This window comes from Streptomyces sp. cg36 (genome assembly GCF_041080675.1).
In the GTDB taxonomy this organism is placed as follows: domain Bacteria; phylum Actinomycetota; class Actinomycetes; order Streptomycetales; family Streptomycetaceae; genus Streptomyces.
Genome location: NZ_CP163522.1, coordinates 15621 through 38188, shown reverse-complemented (window position 1 = coordinate 38188; position 22568 = coordinate 15621). Strand labels below are relative to the sequence as shown.

At 71.4% G+C, this 22568-nt stretch carries 28 protein-coding genes; 2 read left to right on the top strand and 26 right to left on the bottom strand.

Going from position 1 to position 22568, the window contains the following annotated elements:
* Nucleotides 1–21 precede the first annotated feature (21 nt).
* Entirely contained in the window at nucleotides 22–930 is a 909-nt protein-coding gene (locus AB5J87_RS39895; protein ID WP_369384242.1) for a ParA family protein, read from the top strand.
* Between the two features lie 131 nt (nucleotides 931–1061).
* On the opposite strand, the gene AB5J87_RS39890 is transcribed toward AB5J87_RS39895, so the two are convergent.
* The 26 genes from AB5J87_RS39890 to AB5J87_RS39765 all read right to left on the bottom strand — a co-directional run bounded on the left by AB5J87_RS39890 (nucleotide 1062) and on the right by AB5J87_RS39765 (nucleotide 20815).
* Nucleotides 1062–1298: a hypothetical protein gene (locus AB5J87_RS39890; protein WP_369384241.1), complete on the bottom strand. Its 237-nt coding sequence runs from the start codon at nucleotides 1296–1298 to the stop codon at nucleotides 1062–1064.
* Nucleotides 1299–1381: 83 nt separating this feature from the next.
* On the bottom strand, nucleotides 1382–1567 hold the full coding sequence (locus AB5J87_RS39885; RefSeq protein WP_369384240.1) for a hypothetical protein: 186 nt from the start codon (nucleotides 1565–1567) through the stop codon (nucleotides 1382–1384).
* Nucleotides 1564–2049, bottom strand: coding sequence for a hypothetical protein (locus AB5J87_RS39880; RefSeq protein WP_369384239.1), 486 nt, complete (start codon nucleotides 2047–2049; stop codon nucleotides 1564–1566). Before AB5J87_RS39880 ends, AB5J87_RS39885 begins: the two co-directional genes overlap by 4 nt.
* Nucleotides 2046–2252: a hypothetical protein gene (locus AB5J87_RS39875; protein WP_369384237.1), complete on the bottom strand. Its 207-nt coding sequence runs from the start codon at nucleotides 2250–2252 to the stop codon at nucleotides 2046–2048. The genes AB5J87_RS39880 and AB5J87_RS39875 overlap by 4 nt, the downstream gene beginning before the upstream one ends.
* Before the next feature lie 54 nt (nucleotides 2253–2306).
* Entirely contained in the window at nucleotides 2307–2747 is a 441-nt protein-coding gene (locus AB5J87_RS39870; protein WP_369384235.1) for a hypothetical protein, read from the bottom strand.
* On the bottom strand, nucleotides 2744–3427 hold the full coding sequence (locus AB5J87_RS39865) for a GGDEF domain-containing protein (RefSeq protein WP_369384234.1): 684 nt from the start codon (nucleotides 3425–3427) through the stop codon (nucleotides 2744–2746). The genes AB5J87_RS39870 and AB5J87_RS39865 overlap by 4 nt, the downstream gene beginning before the upstream one ends.
* Nucleotides 3428–3519: 92 nt before the next feature.
* Entirely contained in the window at nucleotides 3520–3825 is a 306-nt protein-coding gene (locus tag AB5J87_RS39860) for a hypothetical protein (RefSeq protein ID WP_369384233.1), read from the bottom strand.
* 163 nt (nucleotides 3826–3988) lie between these two features.
* On the bottom strand, nucleotides 3989–4234 hold the full coding sequence (locus AB5J87_RS39855; protein WP_111339983.1) for a hypothetical protein: 246 nt from the start codon (nucleotides 4232–4234) through the stop codon (nucleotides 3989–3991).
* 121 nt (nucleotides 4235–4355) lie between these two features.
* The gene (locus tag AB5J87_RS39850; RefSeq protein ID WP_369384232.1) at nucleotides 4356–5213 is read right to left on the bottom strand and encodes a DUF4097 family beta strand repeat-containing protein; all 858 of its coding nucleotides are present in this window, start codon (nucleotides 5211–5213) and stop codon (nucleotides 4356–4358) included.
* A gap of 122 nt (nucleotides 5214–5335) precedes the next feature.
* Nucleotides 5336–6109, bottom strand: a complete 774-nt coding sequence (locus tag AB5J87_RS39845) for a hypothetical protein (protein WP_111339985.1) — start codon at nucleotides 6107–6109, stop codon at nucleotides 5336–5338.
* 228 nt (nucleotides 6110–6337) lie between these two features.
* The gene (locus tag AB5J87_RS39840; protein ID WP_369384230.1) at nucleotides 6338–7339 is read right to left on the bottom strand and encodes an AAA family ATPase; all 1002 of its coding nucleotides are present in this window, start codon (nucleotides 7337–7339) and stop codon (nucleotides 6338–6340) included.
* A complete protein-coding gene (locus AB5J87_RS39835; protein WP_369384229.1) occupies nucleotides 7336–7689 on the bottom strand; it encodes a hypothetical protein in 354 nt (117 codons plus the stop codon). Before AB5J87_RS39835 ends, AB5J87_RS39840 begins: the two co-directional genes overlap by 4 nt.
* A complete protein-coding gene (locus AB5J87_RS39830) occupies nucleotides 7686–8303 on the bottom strand; it encodes a hypothetical protein (RefSeq protein ID WP_369384227.1) in 618 nt (205 codons plus the stop codon). The genes AB5J87_RS39835 and AB5J87_RS39830 overlap by 4 nt, the downstream gene beginning before the upstream one ends.
* Nucleotides 8304–8425: 122 nt before the next feature.
* Complete coding sequence (locus AB5J87_RS39825; protein ID WP_369384226.1) at nucleotides 8426–8716, bottom strand: hypothetical protein; 291 nt, start codon at nucleotides 8714–8716, stop codon at nucleotides 8426–8428.
* Nucleotides 8713–8958, bottom strand: coding sequence for a hypothetical protein (locus AB5J87_RS39820; RefSeq protein ID WP_111339995.1), 246 nt, complete (start codon nucleotides 8956–8958; stop codon nucleotides 8713–8715). Before AB5J87_RS39820 ends, AB5J87_RS39825 begins: the two co-directional genes overlap by 4 nt.
* A 19-nt stretch (nucleotides 8959–8977) precedes the next feature.
* Complete coding sequence (locus tag AB5J87_RS39815) at nucleotides 8978–9406, bottom strand: RRQRL motif-containing zinc-binding protein (protein ID WP_111339996.1); 429 nt, start codon at nucleotides 9404–9406, stop codon at nucleotides 8978–8980.
* Nucleotides 9407–9681: 275 nt separating this feature from the next.
* Nucleotides 9682–10428 carry a hypothetical protein gene (locus tag AB5J87_RS39810; RefSeq protein WP_369384224.1) on the bottom strand — a complete coding sequence of 249 codons (747 nt, stop codon included), beginning with the start codon at nucleotides 10426–10428 and terminating at the stop codon, nucleotides 9682–9684.
* 105 nt (nucleotides 10429–10533) lie between these two features.
* On the bottom strand, nucleotides 10534–11172 hold the full coding sequence (locus AB5J87_RS39805) for a hypothetical protein (protein WP_369384223.1): 639 nt from the start codon (nucleotides 11170–11172) through the stop codon (nucleotides 10534–10536).
* Nucleotides 11173–11286: 114 nt separating this feature from the next.
* Nucleotides 11287–11589, bottom strand: coding sequence for a hypothetical protein (locus tag AB5J87_RS39800; protein WP_369384222.1), 303 nt, complete (start codon nucleotides 11587–11589; stop codon nucleotides 11287–11289).
* A 2-nt stretch (nucleotides 11590–11591) separates the two neighbouring features.
* Nucleotides 11592–14012 (bottom strand): DNA translocase FtsK, encoded by a 2421-nt coding sequence (locus AB5J87_RS39795; protein WP_369384274.1) that lies wholly within the window; start codon nucleotides 14010–14012, stop codon nucleotides 11592–11594.
* A 149-nt stretch (nucleotides 14013–14161) separates the two neighbouring features.
* Complete coding sequence (locus tag AB5J87_RS39790) at nucleotides 14162–16264, bottom strand: hypothetical protein (RefSeq protein ID WP_369384219.1); 2103 nt, start codon at nucleotides 16262–16264, stop codon at nucleotides 14162–14164.
* A 356-nt stretch (nucleotides 16265–16620) separates the two neighbouring features.
* Nucleotides 16621–18369: a DUF2637 domain-containing protein gene (locus AB5J87_RS39785; RefSeq protein ID WP_369384218.1), complete on the bottom strand. Its 1749-nt coding sequence runs from the start codon at nucleotides 18367–18369 to the stop codon at nucleotides 16621–16623.
* Complete coding sequence (locus AB5J87_RS39780) at nucleotides 18366–18626, bottom strand: hypothetical protein (protein ID WP_241990241.1); 261 nt, start codon at nucleotides 18624–18626, stop codon at nucleotides 18366–18368. The genes AB5J87_RS39785 and AB5J87_RS39780 overlap by 4 nt, the downstream gene beginning before the upstream one ends.
* A gap of 207 nt (nucleotides 18627–18833) precedes the next feature.
* Nucleotides 18834–19031: a hypothetical protein gene (locus tag AB5J87_RS39775; protein WP_111340003.1), complete on the bottom strand. Its 198-nt coding sequence runs from the start codon at nucleotides 19029–19031 to the stop codon at nucleotides 18834–18836.
* Between the two features lie 148 nt (nucleotides 19032–19179).
* Nucleotides 19180–19479 carry a WhiB family transcriptional regulator gene (locus AB5J87_RS39770; RefSeq protein ID WP_111340004.1) on the bottom strand — a complete coding sequence of 100 codons (300 nt, stop codon included), beginning with the start codon at nucleotides 19477–19479 and terminating at the stop codon, nucleotides 19180–19182.
* A gap of 517 nt (nucleotides 19480–19996) precedes the next feature.
* Nucleotides 19997–20815, bottom strand: a complete 819-nt coding sequence (locus tag AB5J87_RS39765; RefSeq protein ID WP_369384217.1) for a hypothetical protein — start codon at nucleotides 20813–20815, stop codon at nucleotides 19997–19999.
* A gap of 344 nt (nucleotides 20816–21159) precedes the next feature.
* On the opposite strand from AB5J87_RS39765, the gene AB5J87_RS39760 reads away from it, so the two are divergent.
* Nucleotides 21160–22479 carry a GNAT family N-acetyltransferase gene (locus AB5J87_RS39760; RefSeq protein ID WP_369384216.1) on the top strand — a complete coding sequence of 440 codons (1320 nt, stop codon included), beginning with the start codon at nucleotides 21160–21162 and terminating at the stop codon, nucleotides 22477–22479.
* Nucleotides 22480–22568 lie beyond the last annotated feature (89 nt).

Here is a 22568-nt window from a genome sequence, read left to right as displayed (position 1 = left end):
CTCAGCCTCCACGGAGACCAGATGACCAGCACACTCGCGAAGACCAGGGCGCAGAATCTCAGGCGCGCCTACAAGGTGTTCATCTTCGCCCTCAAGGCCGGCGGCACGGCCAAGACGTCCACCACCACGGCCCTCGCCGTGCAGCTGGGCCTACGCGGCTACCGCGTCCTCGTCATCGACCTGGACCCGCAGTGCAACGCCACCCGGGTGCTGGGCCGTCGTGTGTTCAAGCCGGGGCAGAAGAGCCTCACCGACGTGATGGCGGACAAGGCACAGCTCAAGGACATCATCCTCCAGGCCCGGTATCGCACCGACCCGGACGGCGACGGCGACGACTCGTTCACCGAGATCCCGAACGTCTGGATCGCTCCCGGCGACCTCGATCACCCAGACATCGACGACGCTGAGCGGATCCTCAACGCTGAGGACGGAAACGTCTTCTGGCTCAAGGACGGCCTGGACGACCTGGCGGAAGAGTTCGACGTCGACGTCGTCCTCATCGACCCTCCGGCGACGTACGGCCGCCTGACGGTCACGGCCCTCGTGCTCCTGGACGAAGAGACCGAGGGCGCGGTCATCCCGCCGGTGCTGTGCACCTACAAGGAGGCCGACGCGCTGGTCCGCCTGGAGAAGAAGCTCAAGGAGATCAGCGAGCGCCGCATGTACCAGCGGCGCGGGATCCGGCCGCAGATGAAGTACGTGATGGCCTGCGCCGCTCCCACAGCCTCGTTCGGGACCGAGGAGCACTGGGAGACGTTCAACGAGCTCAAGGAGGAGTACGGCGACATACTGCTGCCGCCAGTGCACTGGTCCGGTGTCGCCACCAAGATCTACCGCAACGAGTGCGCGGTGCCGATCCTCTCGCCGAATTCTCGTCCGTCTCAGGACTATGCGAAGGTCGCTACAGCGCTGGGCTTCCCGCACCGCTGAGGTCTACTTTCACGCGTGAAAGTAGCGGCCCGCTGGGCCTGAAACGCAAAAAGGCCCGTACCCCCTGTGGTGTTCACAGGGGGTACGGGCCTTCGTGTTGGTCGGGCTCAGACAGCGGTCGCCTGCTGAGCTCAGGCGGGGCGGCGCAGCCGTCGGATCTTCTGCTTCCAGCGGTCCCAGAGGGTGGGGTGGGTGTGGCGCCAGGCGACACGGTCCAGGCGTACGGGGTCCGTGTGGCGCTGGGAGAGGCCGCAGGTGCACGTCAGGCCGTAGGGGAGCGGCTGCGTGTCGTCTCGGGTCGTGGTGACGACGACGCGTTCTCCGTCGTGAGCGCCGTGGTAGGTGCCGACCCAGAGCTGTGTGAGCATCGCGGTTCCGTTCTGTGTGGAGAGTGGCGCCGGGGCGGCCGGGCTCGTAGGCTCATGGCCGCCCCGGGCCGTCTGCGGGGCGGTCAGGACTTGGCGGTGGCGTGGCTGGTGACCACGAGGAACTGGTCCGTGGTCAGGTCCATCACGACCTGGGCGTCGACGCCCTGGGCGCGCTGGGCGGCGGCGTAGTCGTCGGCGGGCCAGGATCCGCGGGGGTGGCCGGCGGGGAAGCGTTCGAGGACGGTGCGCGGCGCGGTGGCGGTCGTCATCGCGTGTCGCCGCCGTTCTCGTACGTGTGGATCAGGTCGAGGATCGCGTCGGGGTTGGCGGCCTCGCCGACCCAGGCTCCGGCGGCGGTGAAGACCGGCACGGTGTCGCGGTCCGCGTCGAACACGGCCGCGTAGCCGCCCCACCGCTCCAGCACCAGGTCGTACAGGACCGGGGCCGGGGCGGCTTCCAGGACCTCCATTGCGTCGACGGTGAGCAGGGCCGGGGCGGTCGGGTCGTCCGGCTGGGCGACGGTGCCGGTGACGCGCAGGAGGTCGCCGGGCTGGATCTCGTTCAGCAGGGCGTGGGCGATGCGCGGGTCGCCGGTGGTGCAGGCGTACACCGTGTCCGGGGTGTCGGGTGCGATCCGGTCCGCGTCGGCGGGGGAGTGGATCAGGTCGAACGTCGCGGTGCCCCAGTGGGTGCCGGGGGCCGGGATGGCGTCGACGTAGCCGTCTATGGCGAGGTGCGTCTGAGAGGTCATGAGCGGGCCTCCGCCCGGGTCTTGGTGGTGCGGGAGCAGGGTCGGGGGGTGTGCTGAGCGAGAACCAGGAGTTCGCGGTTGCGCCGCTGCTCCTCGGGGGTGAGCGGCCGGGCCTTGGTGCCGCGCCGGTGCCAGAGCGGCGAGGCCGGCGGTTCGGGGTAGGCCAGGGTGTGGTCGGTGCCGTGCTGGGGTGTGCTGCTCATTGGGGCCTCCGGGTGGAGGGGTTCAGGCGGGGTGGCAGCTGCGGCTTCTGCGGGTCACGGCCGCAGGTGGGGCAGCTGCTGGAGGACCTGGTCCACGAGGTCCTGCGTCGGCTTCCAGGCCGGGAGCGCGCCCGTGGCGGGCACGGGCAGCGGCAGCTCGTGGACGTCGTCGAGAACCAGGTGGTGAACGTCCCTCTGCGCCCAGGGGCTGGTGCACCGCTCGGGGCCCTGGTCCGGGTGGCAGTCGGTGAGCCGGGCGACGCCGATGACCGCGCCGCGGTGGAGCTCGCGGCCGCGGATCGCGGTGGCCACCAGCGGGTCACGCAGCAGGGCGGGGTCCGGCTTCGCCTTCCCGGCGTGGATGAGGACCCAGCCGCGCCACGGCCAGTTCGCGGGCCTGTTCTCCGGGGTCTTCCCGGCGAGGATGCAGGTGGCCCAGGGCTGGCGGATCGTGATGCCGCGGATCCAGTCGCCGCCTTCGAGGTCGACGGTCACGCGGCACGCTCCAGCGCGGTGCCGGGGCGGCCGGCGCGGCGGCCGTTGACGGTGGGCGTCTCCAGGTCCTCGATCTCCGCCCAGCCGTAGTGGCCGGAGTGCTTGGTCCGGTACATCGAGACATCCGCGCCGCGCAACAGGGCAGGCAGGGCGTGGATGCCGAGGTAGTCGGGGACGGCGGTGCCGACCGACGCGGCGACGGCGAGGGGCCCGGTCTCGGTGGGCACGGGCTCGTGCAGCACACCCATCAGCTCCATCAGGCGCTGCTCCATCGCCTCGTCTCCGGCCCGGGTGTCCACACGGGTCGCGACCGCGAACTCATCCCCGCCCAGGCGGCCGACGACTCCGTGCGGTCCGGCCCAGCGGGTAAGACGCTCGCCGGTCGCGGCGAGGACCTTGTCGCCGGCGGAGTGGCCGTGGCTGTCGTTCAGGCCCTTGAAGTTGTCGAGGTCGACCAGGCAGACCAGGGAGTCCTGCCGGTGGCGGGCGAGCAGGCGCTGGGCGCGGCGCTCGAACGCGGCGCGGCGCTGGGCTCCGGTGAGGGGGTCGCGGCGTTCGGCCGCGAGGCGCCGGTGAAGGGTGAGCGCGTGAACGGTCCAGCCGGTGAGCGGGACCGCGAGGGTGGTGATGATGAGGGCGCGCTGCCCGATCGGGGACGCAACGCGGGTGACGGGGTCCATACTTGGGATCTCCCTCTCTCGTCTCGTACGGGGTGGGTAGGCCCGGGGCAGGCGGTTGGTTTGGACGCCTTGTCGCCTGTCCCGGGGCGGAGCTACAGCGCGAAGTCGCTGAGGCGGGTGCAGCTGAGCGGGTTGTGCCAGCGGCCGGCCTTCGCGGCGGGCCAGTCCAGCTCCCAGCCGGGCCGCAGCCCGCGCGCTCCCCAGCTGTCCGGCTGCTTGCCGGGGATGTCGAGGCCGGCCTGCTGTGCGGCGAGCGCGGCGTCGTACACCTCGTGCGCGCGGCGCAGGGCCGTGGTGGGGGAGTCCGCCTCGCCGGTGAAGACGTGCAGCCCCCGCAGGGCCGGGTTGGTGGTGTCGTGTATCGGGACGTCTACCTCGTAGACCTCGCGGTTCGGCATGACGACCCTCTCCTTCCGTGCCTGGTGCGTGAGGGGCCACCGCGCCGTCCTGGTCTCGGAGGTGAGGCCAGGGCGGCGGGGAAGCCCGTCAGGTCGCCGTGGGGCGGAGACGGTGGAGCCGTTCCGGCCCGGCGTGGGCAGGGCCGGAACGGCTCCGGGGGGTTCAGTCGTTGGCGGCAGGCTGGTCCGTGGACCGGTAGCGCTTGGTCTGCCTCAAGACTTGGTTGCGCTTGACGTCCAGGGCGTCGGCGATGTCCTGCTGCGCGCCGTGGTACCGCTTCTGCAGGCGGTCGATCTCCTGCCAGAACTCGGTCTCGATGCGCTCGTGGCCGTCGTCGCGGCGCTGGCTGGCCTGGGCGACCAGGTCGCGCAGCTCGTTGCGGGCCTCATCGTCGGGGCGCGGGGTCATGGGGTGCTCCTGCGGGGATTCGAGGGACGATGTGTCTGCCCCCTGCTCCTCTTGGAGCGGGTTGGGAGGCCCGGGGTGGCCGGTGAAGTTTGGCGACTGTGGCGGCCACCCCGGGGCGACGTCACCGGCGGCGGTGCTTGCCGGAGACGGTGCCGACGCGCTCGCGGAGGTGGTCCGTGCCGCGCGTGGTGACGTCGCCGGAGACCGTGTTGGCGTCGATCGAGCCGGTGGCGGCCGGGGTCGCGCTGACGTGGACGTCGCCGGAGACGGTGTTGGCGCGGAACTCGGTGCCGTTGTAGGCGCCGATCTCGATGTCGCCGGAGACGGAGTTGACGTCGACGCGGGCGTCGACCCGGTCCACCTCGAAGTCGCCGCTGGTGGTGTTGCCGCGCAGGGTGTGGACGCCGCGGGCCTCGATGTCACCGGAGACGGAGTGGACGTCCAGGACCTGGAGGTCGCCGTGGACGGTGATGTCGGCGCTGGTGGTCTCCAGCCGGACCGAGGACTGGTCGCTGGGCAGCTTCACGTCGACGGTGATGGTGCCCATCCCGCCGCCGCTGACGACGGTGCCCTGCTCGGCGACGACGCGGCCGTTCTCGACGACCTTGCGGCCGCCGATGATGACGTCGCCGTTGCTGATGGTCATGCCGGTCACGGAGCCGCGGACGACGCCGAAGTTCTGGCCGACGACCATGTTGCCGCCGTTGAAGCTGAAGGTGGAGTTGCCCATCGTCATCGTGTTGCCCTGGACCTCGGGGACGCGGACGGTGACGCAGTCGAGGTTCTGGTAGCGGCTCTCCCGCTTGGTCGCACCGCGCACCGCGTCGGCCAGCGGGCCGTCGTCGTCGCCCGTGCTCACCGTGATGACGGCGTGCTTGATGGTCGGATCGATGGTGACGTTGACCGTGCCGACGTGGCTGATGATGTCGGTCCACACGGCGCCGGCGGCGGTGGCGGTGAAGGTCTGGGAGGTGCTCAAGGTGGGCTCCTTGGTCGGAGAGGCGGGGGCCGGGTGACCCCCGCACATCCATAATGCATCCTCGAAGGATGCATTTCTAGGGATTGGCATCTTTTGAGGATGCCTTTTTCTGTTGGTGCAGGTCAGGCGGCCACGGCCGGGGCGGGGGAGTCGAGGCCGACGCCGCGCAGAGCGTCCAGGACGTACGGCTCGAAGCGGGCCTGGTGCTGGGCGGCGACCGCGCAGCCGGTGGCGCGGCTGTAGGCGTAGCAGCGCGCCATCATGCTGGCGTCGGTGACGGCGAGGGCCTGGTCGACGGCGTTCCGTGCGAGGTGCTCGATCCAGGTCTGGGCGGCCGACTCGCGGCGCGCGTGCGAGGTCGACATGGCGACGGAGTCCGCCCACCGGCCGCTGCCGCAGGTGGGGCCGCCGCACTGCTCCCAGTCCCACTTCCGGTCGCGCATGCCCTCGGGATCGGCGTCCCAGTCCGACGCCCAGCGCACGGCCCGCTCGGGGATCTCCTGCTGGATGACGTTCAGGACGTCGCGGCCGCAGGGCCCGAGCGCGGGGTGGGCGTCGGTCTCCTCGAGGACGCGGATCTGGTGGGAGAGCAGCCGGTAGGGGTAGTAGCGCTGGCTCCAGTTGCCGGTCTCGCCCAGCGGCTCCACGATCCACAGCCGGACGGGCCAGGTGACGGGCCAGATGCCGGTGTCCTCCAACGCCTCGCCGACGCGCTTGACCATGCGGAAGTAGGAGAAGCGGCTCTCGTCGTACCACTTGTTGCGGCAGGGGTTGGGGTGGTCGATGACCTTGCCGACGTTGGCGGAGAGGTTCACCGGGGTGCCGGCCTCGCGGGACATCTCGATGATGCCGTCGGCGGGGGTGGCGATGTACCAGGTGACAGGCTTGCGGGCCATGCGGGCCTCCGTGAAGGGGTGGGAGCGGCCGGGCCGCTCATAACTGGATGTTGATCTGGCGGCGCGGGTCGCCCGCGCTGGTGTGGACTGTGCGGCGGTGCGCGGCGAGGCCGGCGCTTCCGCCCTGGATCGGGAGGTGACAGTCAGGGCAGCCGTGGGCCCACTCATCCCCGGCCAGAAGTTCGGCCGGGGTGAGCGGGTGCGGGTGCGGACCGTCGGCGGCGCGGCTCACTCGCGGACCGCGGCCGCGAACTGCTCTTCCAGGTCCGCGCGGCCCTCAGGGTCGTCGTCCTGGTCGTGGTCGTCGGCCTCCTGGTCGACGTCGTCGGGGCCGCCGTGGACGGAGCAGACTGCGTCCGGGTGCAGCCCGGTGTCGCTGGTGTGCGCCTTCCACAGGTCGGTGACCGAGAAGACCGGCTGCCACGCCGGGGCGTCGCAGTCGTCGTCGTACGGGCAGCCGACCAGCAGGTCGAAGCCCACGTCGCCCTCGCCGTCGACGTCGGTGCGCAGGGCGAGGACCAGGCGGTCGGGCCCGAGGCGGATCTCGCCGACGCGGTCGCCGCTGGCGAGCGGCGAGTTGTCCCGCCACCGCCACAGCGGCACCACCTCCGCGCCGAACGTGCGGCGGACCAGGAGCAGGCCGCCCAGGCCGTCGCCGCCGTCCCAGCCGAGCTCGCGGCGGCGGGTGTCGCTGGCGCGCTGCAGAAGCGGCTGAAGGCGGTGGATGTTGTCGGCGAACACGACGTGGTCGAAGCCCTCGCCGCGCAGCTGGGGGAAGGCGGCGACGGCTTCGGCGTGCTGGCGACGTACGACGCCCTCGGGCACGGCGCGGTCCGGGCTCCGGTCGGCCTGGCGCTCCACACAGACCGAGGCCGGGGTGGAGACCAGGAACGCGACGGTGGGCACGCCGTAGTTCCGGGCCATCTGCACAAGGCCGGCCCTCACCCGTTCCTCGGTATTCGTCGCGTCGATCACCGTCGTGCGCTTGCGGGCGAGGCGGGCCTCCAGCACGGTGTGCATCACGTTGACTGCGGACAAGGTGGCCTCCTGGTCCCCGGCCTCATCCGAAACCATCGCCCTGAACTGGTCGAGCTCCAGGACCTGCGTGGAGGGCCAGGTGCTCGCCCAGGTGCTCTTGCCGCTCCCCGCCGCGCCGATGAGGACGATCAGCGCCGGGTCGGGGATGGTCGTGTCGAGCGGCTGCATGGTGCCTTCGAAGGTGGTCTTCACGAGCGTTCTCCTTGCGGGTGGAGGGTGGAGGTGGCCAGGTGCAGGCGCATCCCGGCGGAGTCGCCGATGTAGGCCGCAGCCTCTTCGATCGCGCAGGCGGCGGACTCGGAGTCCTCGCCGTTCAGCTCGGTGAGCGCGGCGGCCCTCGCGGCCATCGTCAGCAGCTGGTTGAGCGAGCCGAGGACGCCGCCCTTGGGGTCGGCCTCGTCGAACAGCTCGCGCAGCGTCTCGGCGAGGAACTCGGCATCGATCGGACCGCCCAGTTCGTCCTCGATCTGCTGGACGGCGAGCTTCACGATCCCGGCCGAAGCGCGGACGCGCTCCAGCCGGGTACGGGCGGCGGGGCTCACCGGCGGCCGCCCTTGCGCAGGGTGATCCAGGTGGTGACCAGGGCGGCGGCCACGCCGATCGCGCGGTGCGCCGCCTGGTCCAACTCCATCAGCGCCGTACCGGGACCGGAGACGTCCTGGACGGCCTTGGGGTACTCGGTGCCCTCGCCGCCGGACTTGCGGACGACGGTGGCGTGCTTGATGTAGCCGGACTTGCCGGCCTTCTCCGCGAGCCAGAGCAGCGGTTCGCGCCTGTCCAGGATTCCGTGGGTGATCGCGTTGATCGCGGCGCCGGTGAGCAGGGCGCCGGCGGGGACGCGGTAGCCGAGGGTGCGGGTGACGGCGAGGGTGGAGGCGAGCTGTACGGCGCTGTAGCTGGCCACATGTCGGCTCACCGAGCGGCGGCCGTACGCGCTGGCGGTGCAGGTGCGGCCTTCCTTGCCGTGCCGCCACGGGTTCTCTTCCACCGGGCTGCCGTCGTTCTTGTAGACCAGGTGGGAGCCGTGCATTCCCTTGGTCATCGCGTCGTGCGAGTTCTGCACGAACTGGTCCCCCAGTGCGTGGACTCCGTCGAAGACGGCGGTCAGGGCGGCGACCAGGGCGAGGCCCTCGATGGCGCGGAGGCGATCGGTCATGCTGGGTGTGCTCCTCATCTCGGATTCGGGGTGGGGTGCGGGGCGGCCGGCCTCTTGCCGATGCTGCGGACGCCCCGTGGTGCCTTCGCCCCCGGCCGATCTCCGGCCGGGGGCGGTGGTGCTCAGAACGGAGGCTCGTTCCAGGCCGGGACGGGCAGGAGCCGGATGCGCAGCTCGCGCCGGTCGGACCAGCAGCCGCACGCCTCCATCTCCGGGAAGGCGCCGCCGACCCACCAGCCGCCCTCGCCGTGGCAGCGCGGGCAGCCCGGCCGGGGCCGGGCGGTGATCTCGATGCGGTGCCGGTCGGCGTAGAGCTTGAGGTGGCTGGCCCTGAGCGCGGCGGCGGCCGTCGCCGCGGCAAGCGGGACGGCGGCGGCCAGCAGCAGGGCGCCGCGCAGGTGGCGGGCGCTCACTTCAGCGGGATGGCGCGGCAGGCGGCGGCGTGGCTGTTGGCGTCCGGCCGGATGCAGAACAGGAAGTCCTCCTCGGGCCGGTCGGAGGAGTCGCCGCAGCCGTGGCAGTGCCAGCGGTTCTTGTCGGAGTGCTCGCCGGGGCCGGTGACGTCCACGTACGAGCCGCCGACCGTGATGAACCTGATCAGCAGGTTCTTGGGGCGGTCCGGCTCGGTGAAGGCGGCGAGGGTGGCGGTGCTCATGGGCTGGTGTCCTCTCGGATCAGGCGGCCAGCAGGTGCTTGGCCGGGGGAGCGATGTAGGAGGCGGGGTCGGCGGGCGTGCCGTCGTAGCACTCCAGGCAGGACCCCAGGGTTTTCAGCGGGAGGCAGTGGAAATAGCGCCGGCCGCAGGGGCCGGGACACGTCTGGCGAGCAGCCATCGCCTTGTCGAGCGCGGCTTCCTTCGCGAGCGTCATCGCGAACTTCGGCTTCGCCAGGTCGATCCGGTACAGCCACGCGAAGCGCTTGCCGCCACGGCATTCGATCCGTGCGACGGGCTCCTGGCCGCCGGGGCGCAGGCCCATCTCCCGCAACTGGCGGCGCGTCGCGAGGTTCTCGCGCCCGGCCTGCTTCCACCGGAAGACCGGTAAGGAGCCATCGCCGGGGTCGTTCGGGTCGACGTCGACCAGGTCCTGGTCCTGGTCGGCCATCACCTGCTCCAGGTACCGGGGAGTCGGCGCTGGGGCGCGGGGTAGCGGGGGCCGGGGATGGTGGGGCGGGGGCGGCCGATCCTGCGGCGGGGCCGGGGGATGAGCACGATGAACCCTCCATGTCGTCGGTGGCGTGGACGTTCAAGCGCCCGCCGCCCCTGGTGGCGGGGTGGCGGGCGCGGGTGGAGCTCAGGCCGGTCGGCCTGTCCGGTCACCGGCAGCCGGCCGCCCGGGGTACGGGCAGCGGCGGCCGGTGGCCAGGCGGAGCGACCGGATCAGCGGCCCAGCTGGCGGACGTTGTCCGGGGCGGGGCCGTCGGGCTGGGCCGGGATGTGGATCTGCGGTTGGACCGTGATCTGCGGGGCGGTGTGCACGGTGGAGAAGACCCGCGGCCGCAGGTTCAGCCCGCGCAGGGCGAAGGCCGACGCGAACGTCCAGGCGAGGACGGCGATGGCGGTGGCGACGGTGCGCGAGGTGTCCGGGGTCGTCGTCCAGACCATCGCGATGCCCGCGCACCCCCATGCCAGCCACGTCAGCCGGATCCCGTTGCTGCGGGTGATGAACCCGGCGATCAGGGAGAACAGGCCAGTGACCTGCCACAGGGTGTAGACGGTGGAGGCGCTGATCGGCAGGCCGGCGGAGTGGGCGGCGATGTATGAGCGGATCGGGTTGTCGATCGTGGCCCACACGCCGGTGGAGGTGTTGTCGCCGACCTGGACGTTCGGCACGGCGGTGAGGATGCGGTGCGCGGCGTCCAGCAGGACGTCGACGGCGCCGTTGAAGAGCAGGACGACGAACGAGAACACGGCGATGGCGGCGACGGCCTTGATCCAGTTGGCCATGCCGTGCCATCCGGCGTCGGGTGCGCGCCGGACGTCCTCCCACAGCTCGTGGAGGGTGCCGCCCTCGTCCCATGCCTCGTTCCACCAGGTGCGGGCTTCGGAGAGGCGGGACTCCTTCTTCGTCGACGTCGACTTCGTGCGGTCGTTGTCGGCGGCCGGGGTCGGGTCGTTGGGTGCCAAGGTGATGCTGCTCCTTGTCGAGACGGTGGTGGTGCGGGCCGGGCGGCCTGTCCCGTCCCCGGCGCCCAGGAGCGGGCGGGGCGGGGGCGAGGCAGGCAGCCCGGCTCATCCGTGGAACTTGTTGCGCCGGAAGACCGCCTTGCGGATGTTGACCGTGGTGCCGCCCCCGCCGTTGCCGCGCGAGGCTCCGCGTACGGCGAGCGCGAGGAAGATCAGCACGAACAGGCCGGCCACGCTCATCACGGCCTGGCCGGTCGCGGTGAGGATGGCGGGCAGCTGCGCGAGGGTCGGAGCGGCAGCACCGACGCCGACCCCGGCGAGCGCGATGCCGCCGCCGGTCGACAGGGCGATGGCGCTGTACTTCCACACGAACGCGGGAACCGCTCGCTGCGGCGCGGCCGGAGCGGCGGGCGGAAGCAGGTGCGTCGGCGCCGGAGCCATGACCTGCGGGTAGGTGGGGACCGGGGCGAGGGCCGCCTGCTGGTACTGCGCGCGGAGGTACTGGAGGGCTTCCTCCCGGCGGACCAGGTCGTAGACGCGTGCCATGTACGCCTCGTCGGTGGGGAGTCCGACGGCGGCGTGGGCGGGCGCGGCCGGAAGGTCTCCGGGACGGGCGCCGGGGCGGGCCTCGGGGAACAGTGCCCAGATCTGCTCCAGTCCGTCGACCGGGAGGCCGGCGGTGGGAGGGCCGGGGTGTGGCGGGGTGTGCTGGTAGTCGGTGAGGGTGAGGTCGCGGGGTTCCACGAGGTGCTCCTTGACGGGGGAGAGGGTGGTGGGGAACGCGAAGGACCCGCCCGGCCGGGATGGCTGGGCGGGTCCTGGGTGGCCCGGGTCGGGCCGTGAGGTGGGGCGGGGAGGTCAGCCGAGGCTGTAGAAGGCGAGGAACGCCGCGAGGAGACCGAGGCCGGCCTTCACCCACCACGGGCCGAACTCGAAGGCGCCCCAGACGGCCGCGATGGCGGCGGCGCGCAGGCCCCAGCGGGCGAAGAACCCCAGCGGCTGGTGCTGCTGGAGCTCCTGGATCCGGGCGGTGCGCCGGTCCATCTCCGACTGGAGGTGTGCGCGGGTGACGGTGTCGGCCTCGGATGTGTTCTTGAAGGTCTCGCTGTAGGAGTGCCGTTCGGCCTCCAGGCGCTCGATCTCCTCATCCGCTGTCTCCATGGTCACTCCTTGGTGTGCGAAGCGGCGGCGGCCGCGAGACCCATCGCGCCCAAGTCGCGCGCGGTGAAGCCGAGTTCGTCGGCCAGCCTCATCTTTACCACCTCCAGGTCGTCAGTCGAGACCTGGATTTCGCGGGCCTTGGAGCCGTCGGAGGGGCCGACGATGCCCAGCTGGTGGAGGTAGTCCATCAGCCTCTCCGCCAGGGCGAAGCCGATGCGCAGCTTGCGCTGGAGCATCGACGTCGACCCGAACTGGGTGGACACGACCAGTTCGACGGCCTCGAGGACCAGGGCGCCGTCCAGGCCCTCGGGCAGCGTCGTCCCGGCCGGCTCGGCGGGGGCGGTGCTGGGCTGCTGGGCGGCGGCCTCGCGGGCGATGTACCGGGCGTACTGCCCGGAGTCGTCCTTGATGGCCCTGCCTTCCTCCGCCCACTTGCTGAGCCAGCCGCCGACCGTGCGCGGCGCCGGGGTGGCGTCGCCCAGGAGCTGCTGGAGCGCCTCGTGCAGGAGCTTGGGCGTGTAGCCGGTTTCGCCGGCGGCGACCAGGAGCTCCCAGCCCTTCTCGCGCGGGTCGACCGGGCGGGTCGGGCGGGGGAGCGGGGCCGCTGCCGGAGCGGCAGCCGGAGCCGGTCCGGCGGGAACCGCGATCGGCCCGGCAGTCGGGTCGAGGCTGGCGTTGACGGCGGCGAACAGCTCCGCCGCGCCGCCGAAGCCCTCGAACCCCTGCGGCACCGAGGCGGCCGGGGCCGCCGGGGTGGTGCCGGCCGATCCGGCCGGGGCCGGGGCGGAGGCGAGCAGGGTGGAGGCGTCGATGATCTCCCCGGCGTTGTCGATCGCGTGCTGCGCGGACTCGGTGAGCTGCTGGCCCTTGTAGAGGTCCGGCAGCGTGCGCGCCCACCGCTGCGGGTAGAACGCGCCGCTCTCCACCGACGCGGACAGCTCATCCAGCTTGGGCCGCCGGGCGGCGGTCGCGGCGCAGATCTTGTCGGTGAGCTCGTCGACCAGGCGCCACACCTTCATCGCCGTGGGCTTCTTGGGCCCGAGGCGGGTGTGCATCGTCCACCCGGCGCCCGCGACGGGCGCGTCCTTCGGGTCGATCTTGATGTAGCCGGGGAAGAGGTACGCGAGCTCTTCGGCGTCGGAAACGGTCATGCCGACGCGCCACTTCGCCTGGATCTTCATGGTGGCGGTGACGACGTCCTGCGTGGCGCGCAGGCCGCAGACGAGGTTGCGCACGCGCATCGCGCGGCCCTCTTCGGCGACCTTGTCGAGCATCTCCTTGACGTCGAAGGGGAGGGAGGCGGTCTCGTCGGTGATGATGACGATGCCCGGGATCTCGTGGGAGATCGGCAGCTTGTTGTCGGTCTTCTTCTCCCGCATCAGCTGCTGGTATCCGGCCTTGCGGGCCGCGATGATCTCCCCGGCCATCTTGAGCATGAGCCGGGCTTCGTCCTCGGTGTGCGCGATCCAGTCGACGACCGGCGCGGACGCGAGGCCCTCGGTGGCCCACGGGGTGATCCACGGGAGGGCGACGCCACCACCGGTGATGTCGATGGCCCAGATCAGCGCGTCGGGCATCCGGGCGAGCTGGCCGGTGACGACGCGCAGCGTGTTCGTCTTGCCCGCGTCCGTCTCGCCGATGAGGATGCCGCAGTCGTTGCAGAGACTGCCCATGGCCTCCTGGCCGTTGCGGTGCAGACCGAAGGGGAACCGCTCGGTCAGCGTCAGCTCGGAGAAGTCCTCCGGGTAGGGGATGTCCTCGCTGATGACGTCCTTGAGGGTGACCTCGATCAGGATCGTGCCGCGGTTGGCGCCGGGGAAGATCTCGACGCCGCAGCCGTCGGCGAGGCGCAGGTCGGCGGCGAACTTCGGGCCGTAGCCGTTCAGGTCGTCGGCCGTGGTCCCGCCGGAGGGCAGGTCGATCTCGACGGTGTAGCCGACCTTCCCGGGCCAGTGCTGCACGTCCTTGCCGACGCAGTTCTCCACCCGGGCGACGCGCTTCATGCGGTCTTCCCAGTCGCGCAGGATGCCGACCGACTCGCGGCGCAGCTTGAGCAGCCGCTTGCGCTCAGAGCGGGTGGACTCCGAGCGGGTCGCGGACGCGTTCGCGGCGATGCCGACGGCGGCCAGGCCCAGGCCGGTCGCCCAGCCGGTGGAGGTCAGGGGCGCGGTCGCCAGCGCCCAGGACGCCCACCCGGCCGCGGTGACCCAGGACAGGGCGCGGGTGGTGAGGGTGCCGGCCGTGGTGCCCTCGCGCAGGTCGTGGACGGCACCGGCGGCGGCCGCGCCCCCGAGGGTGACGGCGGCGGCCTGCCAGGGCAGTCCGGTGATCGGGGCGAGCATCACCATCGAAGCGGCGGTCTCGCTGGCGTATCCGAGGAAGGTGGTGTGGCCGCTGGGCAGCGACCAGTCCCAGTGACGCATCGACATGGGGAGGTTCTCCGTCCTGGTCAGGAAGGCGGGGCGGGGGCAGCAACAAGGTGGATAGGCAGCAAGGGAGCCGGTGGCCGGCCCCGGGGTTCGGGGTCGGCCACCGGCTCCTGGTGGTGCGGGTCATGCTGGGGGTCGAAGGGTCAGCGGGGGGTGTTCCACATGGACTCGGCGGCCGGGCCCTTGCGGGGGTTGGTGTTGTGGCTGATCTCCAGGCGGTGGTCCTCGAGGAACAGCTTCGCGGCCATGTCGGCGTCGTCGGCCGCCGCCCGGATCATCTGGACCAGGGTGCCGAGCTCGTCGGTGACGCGGTCGTCGACCGGGTACAGGTCGCGGGTGCGCTGGTGCAGCGCCTCGATCGCGTCGGCCAGGGCGTTCAGCCCGTAGCCGATGCCCTGGTACTCGGAGCCGACCTGGAGCATGTGGACCGGGTCGAAGGTCCGGTAGAGCACGGCCATCAGGACGCACCCGGACTCGATCCGGCCCGGCTGGAACATCGCAGCCTCGGACGCGGACGACCCGTTCGGGGTGACGTTCCACATCCACTCGTTCGTCCTCGGAGCGACGATCCGCTCGATGTCGAAGGCGTGGGCGAAGCGGAACAGAGCGACCATGTTCTCCGCACGGGAGGCGGCGTTGACCATCCGCTGGTACGCCTCGGTCAGCTTGGCGATGGCCCGCTTGCTGCACGGGTACTTCTGGTCGGAGTTGACGGCCATCTGCTGCACGGCCATCGCCGCGGCCCGGATGCCGTTGGGCAGGCCCGCGTACTCGGCAGCGACCTCCATCATGCTGGTCGGGCTGTAGCCGGTGTACGCGGAGTGCGTCGCCCGCATGGCGAGGGCGAACTTGGAGTTGTTGCCGTCCAGCACGGTGGTGCCGGCGGCGAGAGAGGGTCCGGTCATGGGGTCGGTGTCCTTCCGGGGGTCGTTGACGGTGAGGTTGAGCTGGTCCGCCTTGGCTTCCTTGTCGTGGCGGGCCTTGGAGCGGCGGAAGAAGAACCGCCAGATCCGTCCGGCGATCCGGACGGGGAAGGCGAACCCGGCGAGCGGGTCGCGGTGCTTGGTGAGCAGGCGCCAGGTGCCCCACAGAATTCCCAGCGGCAGCGTGAGGAGCCCGGCGAGTCCGGCGAGGAATCCGGCTCCGGCGCAGCGTGCCCAGTGCCCGAGCTTGCGGGCGGCGGTGCGGCGCATCCGGTAGAGGCGGCCCGATGCCGAACCGGCCTTGGTGCCGGAACCGCTGGAGCCGCCGGACGTACCGCCCTTGCCCTTCTTGGAGCGGCGCAGTTTGCCCGCCCAGCCGCGCATCTTCTGCATCGCGCGCCCGAGGCGGGACTTCGCCGGGGTGGTGCCCTTGCCGCTGGAGCCCGACCCGGAGCCGGAGCCGGAACCGCTGGAGCCGCCGGAGGAACCGGCGCTCCCGGTGCCCGAGCCGCCGCCCTTGCGGCGCATCTTGTTGCCCCAGCCCTTGAGGGTCTGCCACGCCTTGCCGGTGCGGGACTGCTGACCGGCGCCAGCCTTCCCGCCGCCGCTGCTCCCGCCGGGGCCGTTCTTGCCGCCGGTGCCCTTGGGGGTGTTGGCGGCGGGGCTGGTGGCTCCGCCGCCCAGGCCGCCCTTGCCGCGGCCTCCGCCCTTGCCGAGCAGACCGCCCAGGCCGCGCCCGTTCTTCCCGGACCCGGACCCACCGGTGCCGCCGCCTGCGGCGTGACGGCCGCCGCCGGGACGCCGTTCAGCGCCCTTCCCGGTGCCGTTCATCTTGCCGCCGGTGCCGTTCAACCGGCCGCTGCGGTTGTTCATCCGGCCGCCCCCGGCGCCGCCGCCGCCCGACCGGCCGCGACCTCCGCCGCGTCCGAGCAGACCGCCCTTGCCCGCACCCCCGCCGGCCCGGCCGGAGCCGCCTCCGGAACGGTTCGCGGCGGCGGCCTTGCGGGCGGCGGAGACTTTCGAGCGCTTCTTGCGACCGGCCAGTGCGGCAGCGGCGACAGCCACTCCGGCCGCGCCCGCGGCGATGAGTCCGGGCACTCCGGCGACGCCGTAGGCGATGCCCGTGGCGATTCCGGTTGCGTTCGTGCCGTGGACAAGAAGCGGCAGCGCCTGGGGGCGCCCGCGGCTGGTCTTCTTCTGCTCCGGGGCCGGGTCCGTGGTCTCCGAAGGCTCGGTGACGACGGTGTACTCGGCGGTGTCGGTGTCCTCGGTGGTGGTGCCGCCGGCGGTGGTGTCCGGGGGCGCGGTCGCGGTGTCTGCCACGGCGAATATCCTCACAATGCGTAGCGGAGAGGAGAGGCGAGGCGACGCGAGGTGAGGGCAGAGGCCCCCCGTCACCCCCGGTTGGAGGGCTCAGCAGGGGGCTGGGAGGGGGTTTCCCCCTCGCCTCGCCTCGCTTCGCCTCGCCTCGCCGCTACTTTCCGTAAACGGCGGGGTCGGGGGTGCAAAAGGTGCTTTCCGGGCCGTTGGTCGGGCCGGATCGTGCTGGGTGGAGCGGGTGAAGCGGTCGGCCTGGCGGCCGCGGCCGACCCCCGCAGCCACCCCGTCCGGCGGTGTGCCGGAGGGGCGTTGCGAGGGGCGACCGTGTGGGCCAGGAAGACCTTCGATCAGGTTCCGTTTCAGGCTGCGGCCTGCTCCGGAGCCTCGGTGCCGCCGCCGTTGAGGAGGTCGACGGCGCGGGTCTTGCGGTCCTGCGCGGAGCCGGTGGAGATGCCCAGCTCGTCGGCGATGACGCGGACGGTGACCGCGCTCTCGCCCCGGGTCTGGATCATCGCGACGACCCTCTGCACGTCCCAGTCGACCTGGTTCATGCGGGCCAGGGCGGCGGCTTCGACCGCACGGGCCTCGTGTTCAGCGGCCCGCGCACGGCGTTCCGCGGCCTCTTCGACCGCGGCCTCCTCGCGGGCCTTGGAGAGGGCGATCTCCTCGGCGTCGCGCTGCGCCTCCAGGTCCTTGTTCACCGTCGCGGCGCGGTGTTCAGCCTCCTTCCGCTCGTGTTCAGCGGCCTCTTCGAGGGCCTTCTTCTCTTCGGCCAGGGCCCGCGCCAGACGCTGCTGCTGCTCCGCGAGGCCGGCCTTGCGGGCGGCCTCGTCGCGCTGGGCTCGGGCGGCGGCATCCGCCTGAATCCGGCGCTCTGCCTCGGTGGCCTCCGTGGCCATCTGCTGCTTCTCCAGACCCCAACTGGCCTGCACCTTCTCCCGCTCGATCTGGGCGAGGGTGCGGCGCTTCTCGGTCTCGTCGGCGAGCTCCTGCGCTTCGGCCGCCGCCTTGTCCTCAGCGAGCTTGAGCGCGTGCTGGCGCTTGGCCTCACGGAGTTGAGCATCGGCTTCGGCGCGCTGAATCTCCGCCTGAGCCTCCCGTTCCGCTTCGGCTTTCGCGATCTTCAGCTGACCCTCGGCGCGGATCTTGTCGACCTCCGCCTGAATGCGAGCGGCTCCGAGTTGAACATCGGTCTTCACTCGCTGAATCTCGGCCTCGGCACGCTGAACGGCGGCCTGCGCCTCCCTCTCGATCCGCTTGGTCTCCTCCTCCAGCGGCACCGCGAGGGCACGCTCCACGCTGAACCCGAAGGGCGCCAACTTGAACGGCAGCATCTCGTTCGCCGTCGCCGCCTTCCGCCAGCCCCGCTCGTCGTCGTCGTACTTCTGACGCAGGCCCTCGCGGTAGATCCGCAGCTGCTGGAACTGAGCGGCGACCTCCTTGTAGGGGAGGTTGTAGAGCCGCATCCGGCGGGCCAGGCGGGGCGTGGTCAGCGGGGAGAGGATCCACCGGGTCAGCGGGACCGACCCGAGCGGGGCTTCGCCGGCCAGCAGGTCGGCCATCCGGCCGATGTAGTGGCGGGCGGCCTCCACCGCGATGATGAACAGCACCGGGATGACGCCGTGCATGGAGGCCGCGAGCGGGTCGGCCGTCCACGGCCCCTTGGGTGCGGCGGCGTTGAACGCCACCGTGGCGGCGGTCAGCCCGTGGGCGGCCCAGCGCAGGATCGGCAGCGGCATCCGCTTGCGCATCATGTAGAGGTCGAGCGCCAGGAGCACGAGGATGCCAGCGTCGATGCCGATCGGGAACGCATAGGAGAAGAGACCGAAGTCCTTGCTCTCCGCGAGGTTCTTGAGCGTGGTGTAGGAGCCGGTGAAGCCGATGGCGGCGAGCACCAGGCCGCCGACTCCGGCGAAGACGGCGATCAGCCGCATGGTGCGCGGGTCGCGGTCCGGCTCGGTGCCGGTCGCCGGGGCCTCGTCGTGCTCCAGCTCCTGGACGTCGTTGTGGTCGGGGTGGTCGGCCGGGGCGGGGACGTCCCAGGAGTGCGGGTCGTCGTCGCCGTCCGGGCGGATCACGTCGGGCTTGCGGAAGTCGACGGCGGTCATGTGGTGCTCTCCGGGTCGTCGGTCGGGATGAACGGCTCCAGGGCCATGCCCACGCACAGCCGGACCGCGCCGAAGACGGCGAGGCCGACGGCCAGGTGCAGGCAGGTGGGCCACAGGCCGTTCGCGAACAGGTCGAACAGGGCCAGGACGGTGGCGGCCACGGCGATGACCGTGGCCAGCAGCGCCGCGAAGGGGCTGTGTGCCACGTACGTGTCGTCCGTCGTCTTGTCGGGGGCCGGGGTTGTGGTTGTACTCACCGGGCACCCCCGCTGGTAGCGTTGGCCATGCGAATCGCTCCTTGTCAGCGGATCGCGAGAACAAAGGAGAGGCCCCCTCGCACGGGGCCTCTTTGCTTTGCCGAGCCGTTCCGGCTCTCCGACTCCGCCACGGCCTGGTCGGTCGTGGCGGAGCGGGAGAACCGCCGGCCCCGGCGCGGAGGTCGACTCCGGCCGGGGCCGCGGCGGTCAGTCGCGGTGCTCCTTGAGGTACTGGGCGAGCTGGATCTTCACGCTCGCCATGCCGGTGTAGGCGTTCATCGCCGCCCACACGCCGTGGTTCTTCTCGGCTTCCTTGAGCAGCCAGTACGCCTCGCTGACCAGCTCGTCGGGTTCGGCGTCGATACGGCGCAGCGGGCTGGTCATGCGGGCGAAGATCCCGGCCATGGAGGACTCCTTCGAGGTCTGGCTCCTGGACTGTCATCAGGAGCAGGGGGCGGATCAATGGGGCAGCCCGGGGTGTGGGCGGCCGATGTGCGGCGGTGCTGCGGGGCGGGCGGCGAGTTGGCCGGCGCTCCCGCCGGGCGGGAAGCGGTCAGGCGGCGGTGCGGGCGACCAGGCGGCGCATGGCGCGGCGGTCGCGTTCGTCCGTGCCGCCCCACACGCCGAACTCCTCTCCGCGCTCCAAGGCGCCCTCGAGGCAGGAGTCCTGGAGCGGGCAGCGACGGCAGATGGCCTTGGCCGTAGCCGCCTGGAAAAGGGCGCGCGTACCGTCACCGACCGGGAAGAACAGGTCAGGGTCCTCGCCCTCGCAGGCCGGGCGGGGCCGCTTGGGCCCGGCGGCCGTGGAGACCGAGTTGTAGTTCGCCGTGCGTACGATGGATCCGCGATTCATCAGGGCCTCCCAGAAGGTCCAGAGCGAGAGACAGCCCCGGGGTAGCCGCCCCGGGGCTGTTGCGTGTTGTGGCGGCCGGATGGCCGGAGCGTGCGGGAGTTTTCCCGGCGCTCTCCGCCGGCCCCGGCCGGGAAGGCGCGGGGACGACGGGCAGGGCCGGGTTCAGCACTGCTGGGACTTGCAGGCGGTCAGCGCCGGTTGTTCTCCGAGCGCTTGTTCTGTTCGGCGTTCTTCCGCGACAGCTCGTCGCGTTCGGCGTCGGTCAGGCTGGTGATCGCGTTCATCACTTGCCTCCCCTCGCCCGGCGCAACGCCTCGTCCATGTCCGGGTCCGAGTCGGTGTTGCCGAGCGGGCGTGCGATGCTGAGCTGCATCAGGTCCTCCAGTCAGGTCCTGGACAGCCCCGGGGCCCTAATCCCTGGGGCTGTCGTCGTTCTGGCTGCTGTACGAGCAGCCACGGCCCCGGCCTCCCCGCGGTGTGCGGGATGGCCGGGGCCGTGGGCGTTCGTGCGCTCGCCTTACCTGCTGAGCTGCTCCACCTTCGTGGCGAGCAGCGTGATCGCGCACATGAGGTCGGCGCGCTCCCAGTCGTTCAGCTGCGGGCCGTCGGCCTTCTTCGGCGTGAGCGACTGGAGCATCGCGAACAGCGCGTCGTGGGCCCGCTGGATGTCGGCCCGGCGGACCGAGCTGGCGGTCGACGCCCACTGGAGTTCGCGCAGCAGCCACAGCCCCTGCTCGCGCTGTTCGGCCAGTCCTTCGCGGACCGTGAGGGCCGCGCGGCGGGCGGGTTCAGTGCGGCGCTTGTGCGCGACCAGGTGGGCGAGCCTGCCGCCGTCGGTGCAGCGGGTGCGGCCGGACGGGGCGCAGGTCGCGCAGTTCCTGGTGTGGGCCTCGTACATCTTGAGCGCGGCCTTGGCGTCCAGGAGCGGCGACAGGATCTGCATGACGGCCGGGGCGACCGCGGTCTTCGGCTTCCGTGTGACGCGGTTCGAGCGGCGCCCGTTGGTCTCCGCGCCGCCTTCCTGCAGCCGCCGCTCCCACACCTCGAACTTCACGTTGACGATGACCTGTCGATTGCTGCCCGAGCAGCGGATCGGCGCGTCCTCGTGGGCGGTGCCGGCGTGATGCGGGACCAGCTTGTGGACCTTGGCCTGGATGCCGGTGATGGGCACCCAGGTGTTGCAGTCGGGGCAGATCAGCGAGGCGCAGTGGGGGCGGAGGTCGTACTGGTGGGGGCGGAGGGTGGAGAGGGTGAGCGCCTCGCGGAAGCTGACCTTCTTGGTGCGGGTCCGGCTCTTCCGGAGACGGGCGGTGGGTTCCATGGTCGAAACGGACATGCGGCGCTCCTTGTGTACGGAGTGGCAGGGGGTGCGTCGCGGTGCTCTCTCCGTCCGTCAGGCCGCTCGGGAGACCCGGCGTCCTGACGAAGGGACAGCGCATCTGCGCTGCGACGTACACGCAGGTCAGTCGAGAAACCCGGGGGATTTGGTGGTGCTATCGACCCCGGCCGCCCCGTGAGGAGCAGACGACTTACTGCGGTGGTGCTGGTGAAAAGCTTCAGGTAGTCGACTTACATTGACTACTCAATGCCCGACGCAATGAAGCATGCACGGCGCGCGACACGGGGTCAAGCCCCTTCGCCTACATTGACTAGTCATTCCCGGGCATGTAGACATCTCCCATGGCAGTCAGTGGCAGGGCACGAGCCCTCTATCAGCGCATCGCGGACAGACTCCGCGCTCAGATCACCGACGGGACCTTGGCCCCGGGTGACCGGCTGCCGACCGAAGCAGAGATCGCGGCCGAATGGGACACCACCCGTTCGACGGCCGTACAGGGACTGAAAGTCCTGGTCAACGAAGGTCTCATCATCAGCGACCGGCCCCGCGGCTACTTCGTCCGCAGTCGGCGACCGATGGTGTACCGACCGCAGGGCGAGTTCCGAAAGCGCCCGCTGTCGCCGGAGATGGACCAGTTCCTCACCCAGATGCACGAGGAAGGCCGGGAGGCCAGCCAGCACATCGAGGTGAAGGTGGAGACGCCCTCGCGACACGTCCGCGAGCGCCTCCAGATGAACGAGGGCGAGCTGGTGGTTGTCCGCCGGCGCGTCCGGTTCGTCGACGGCATCCCGTACAACACCAACGACAGCCACTTCCCGCTGTCCCTGGTCCAGAACAGCGAGATCATGAACCCGGACGACATCGCCCGCGGCGCAAACGTCGTCCTGGCGGAACTCGGCTACGAGCAGGTCCGCGCCCTTGATGAGCTGCACGTCCGGATGCCGACGCCCGAAGAGGCTGACCGCCTGCAGCTCGGCCCCGGTACGCCGGTCGCCGTACACCTGTGCACGGGCTTCACGAAGGACGGAAGGCCCGTCCGCGCGGTGGTCAACGTCCTGCCCGGCGACCGGCACGTCATCACCTACGAGCGCAGTCGGCCCCAGGTCGCGGACGCTCTGACGATCCGTCCCGCCGTCGCCACCGACCTGCGTACGGTCATCGAGCTCTGGGAACACGCCGCCTCGTGGCTCAACAAGCGCGGCATCGACCAGTGGCAGTACCCGCCCCGCGAGGAACGCATCAAGGCGAACATCGAAGCCGGCGAGTGCTGGATCGTCGAAGCAGACGGTGCGCCGGTCGCGACCATCACCATCGACGAGCACGCCGACCCTGACTTCTGGACCCCTTCCGAGGCCGACGACCCCGCGCTCTACGTGCACCGCATGGTCGTGCGTCGCGACGTAGCAGGCCAGGACCTTGGTTCGGCCGTGCTCGACTGGGCTGGACGGGAAGCGCTCCGCCAGGGCAAGCAGCTGCTTCGCCTGGACGCGTGGCGCTCCAACGACGAGCTCCAGCGGTACTACAGCGACCGTGGATTCGTGCACGTCCGGACTGTGGAAGCGGCCGACCGCAGCAGCGGTGCCCTGTTCCAGCGCGCGGCCAACTACAGCCGTGGTGACGGACCTGAACTGAAGATCGAACTGCCCGACAGCACTCACTGAGCAACACCCCCTCGCTGGGCTCGGAAACCGTTGCTTCGGTTCTAAGCCCGGGGAGCTGCAAGTTCCAGATCTGACATGTGGCCGGGCTA

Excerpts from the sequence above, each read along its gene's own strand:
- AB5J87_RS39855 (WP_111339983.1), bottom strand. The coding sequence starts at position 4,234 with ATGACCCCGCGCCCCGACGATGAGGCCCGCAACGAGCTGCGCGACCTG.
- AB5J87_RS39860 (WP_369384233.1), bottom strand. The coding sequence starts at position 3,825 with ATGCCGAACCGCGAGGTCTACGAGGTAGACGTCCCGATACACGACACC.
- AB5J87_RS39765 (WP_369384217.1), bottom strand. The coding sequence starts at position 20,815 with ATGTCCGTTTCGACCATGGAACCCACCGCCCGTCTCCGGAAGAGCCGG.
- AB5J87_RS39895 (WP_369384242.1), top strand. The coding sequence starts at position 22 with ATGACCAGCACACTCGCGAAGACCAGGGCGCAGAATCTCAGGCGCGCC.
- AB5J87_RS39775 (WP_111340003.1), bottom strand. The coding sequence starts at position 19,031 with ATGGCCGGGATCTTCGCCCGCATGACCAGCCCGCTGCGCCGTATCGAC.
- AB5J87_RS39830 (WP_369384227.1), bottom strand. The coding sequence starts at position 8,303 with ATGACCGATCGCCTCCGCGCCATCGAGGGCCTCGCCCTGGTCGCCGCC.
- AB5J87_RS39760 (WP_369384216.1), top strand. The coding sequence starts at position 21,160 with ATGGCAGTCAGTGGCAGGGCACGAGCCCTCTATCAGCGCATCGCGGAC.
- AB5J87_RS39770 (WP_111340004.1), bottom strand. The coding sequence starts at position 19,479 with ATGAATCGCGGATCCATCGTACGCACGGCGAACTACAACTCGGTCTCC.
- AB5J87_RS39800 (WP_369384222.1), bottom strand. The coding sequence starts at position 11,589 with ATGGAGACAGCGGATGAGGAGATCGAGCGCCTGGAGGCCGAACGGCAC.
- AB5J87_RS39880 (WP_369384239.1), bottom strand. The coding sequence starts at position 2,049 with ATGACCTCTCAGACGCACCTCGCCATAGACGGCTACGTCGACGCCATC.
- AB5J87_RS39865 (WP_369384234.1), bottom strand. The coding sequence starts at position 3,427 with ATGGACCCCGTCACCCGCGTTGCGTCCCCGATCGGGCAGCGCGCCCTC.
- AB5J87_RS39890 (WP_369384241.1), bottom strand. The coding sequence starts at position 1,298 with ATGCTCACACAGCTCTGGGTCGGCACCTACCACGGCGCTCACGACGGA.
- AB5J87_RS39875 (WP_369384237.1), bottom strand. The coding sequence starts at position 2,252 with ATGAGCAGCACACCCCAGCACGGCACCGACCACACCCTGGCCTACCCC.
- AB5J87_RS39815 (WP_111339996.1), bottom strand. The coding sequence starts at position 9,406 with ATGGCCGACCAGGACCAGGACCTGGTCGACGTCGACCCGAACGACCCC.
- AB5J87_RS39795 (WP_369384274.1), bottom strand. The coding sequence starts at position 14,012 with ATGCGTCACTGGGACTGGTCGCTGCCCAGCGGCCACACCACCTTCCTC.
- AB5J87_RS39820 (WP_111339995.1), bottom strand. The coding sequence starts at position 8,958 with ATGAGCACCGCCACCCTCGCCGCCTTCACCGAGCCGGACCGCCCCAAG.
- AB5J87_RS39845 (WP_111339985.1), bottom strand. The coding sequence starts at position 6,109 with ATGGCCCGCAAGCCTGTCACCTGGTACATCGCCACCCCCGCCGACGGC.
- AB5J87_RS39785 (WP_369384218.1), bottom strand. The coding sequence starts at position 18,369 with ATGACCGCCGTCGACTTCCGCAAGCCCGACGTGATCCGCCCGGACGGC.
- AB5J87_RS39885 (WP_369384240.1), bottom strand. The coding sequence starts at position 1,567 with ATGACGACCGCCACCGCGCCGCGCACCGTCCTCGAACGCTTCCCCGCC.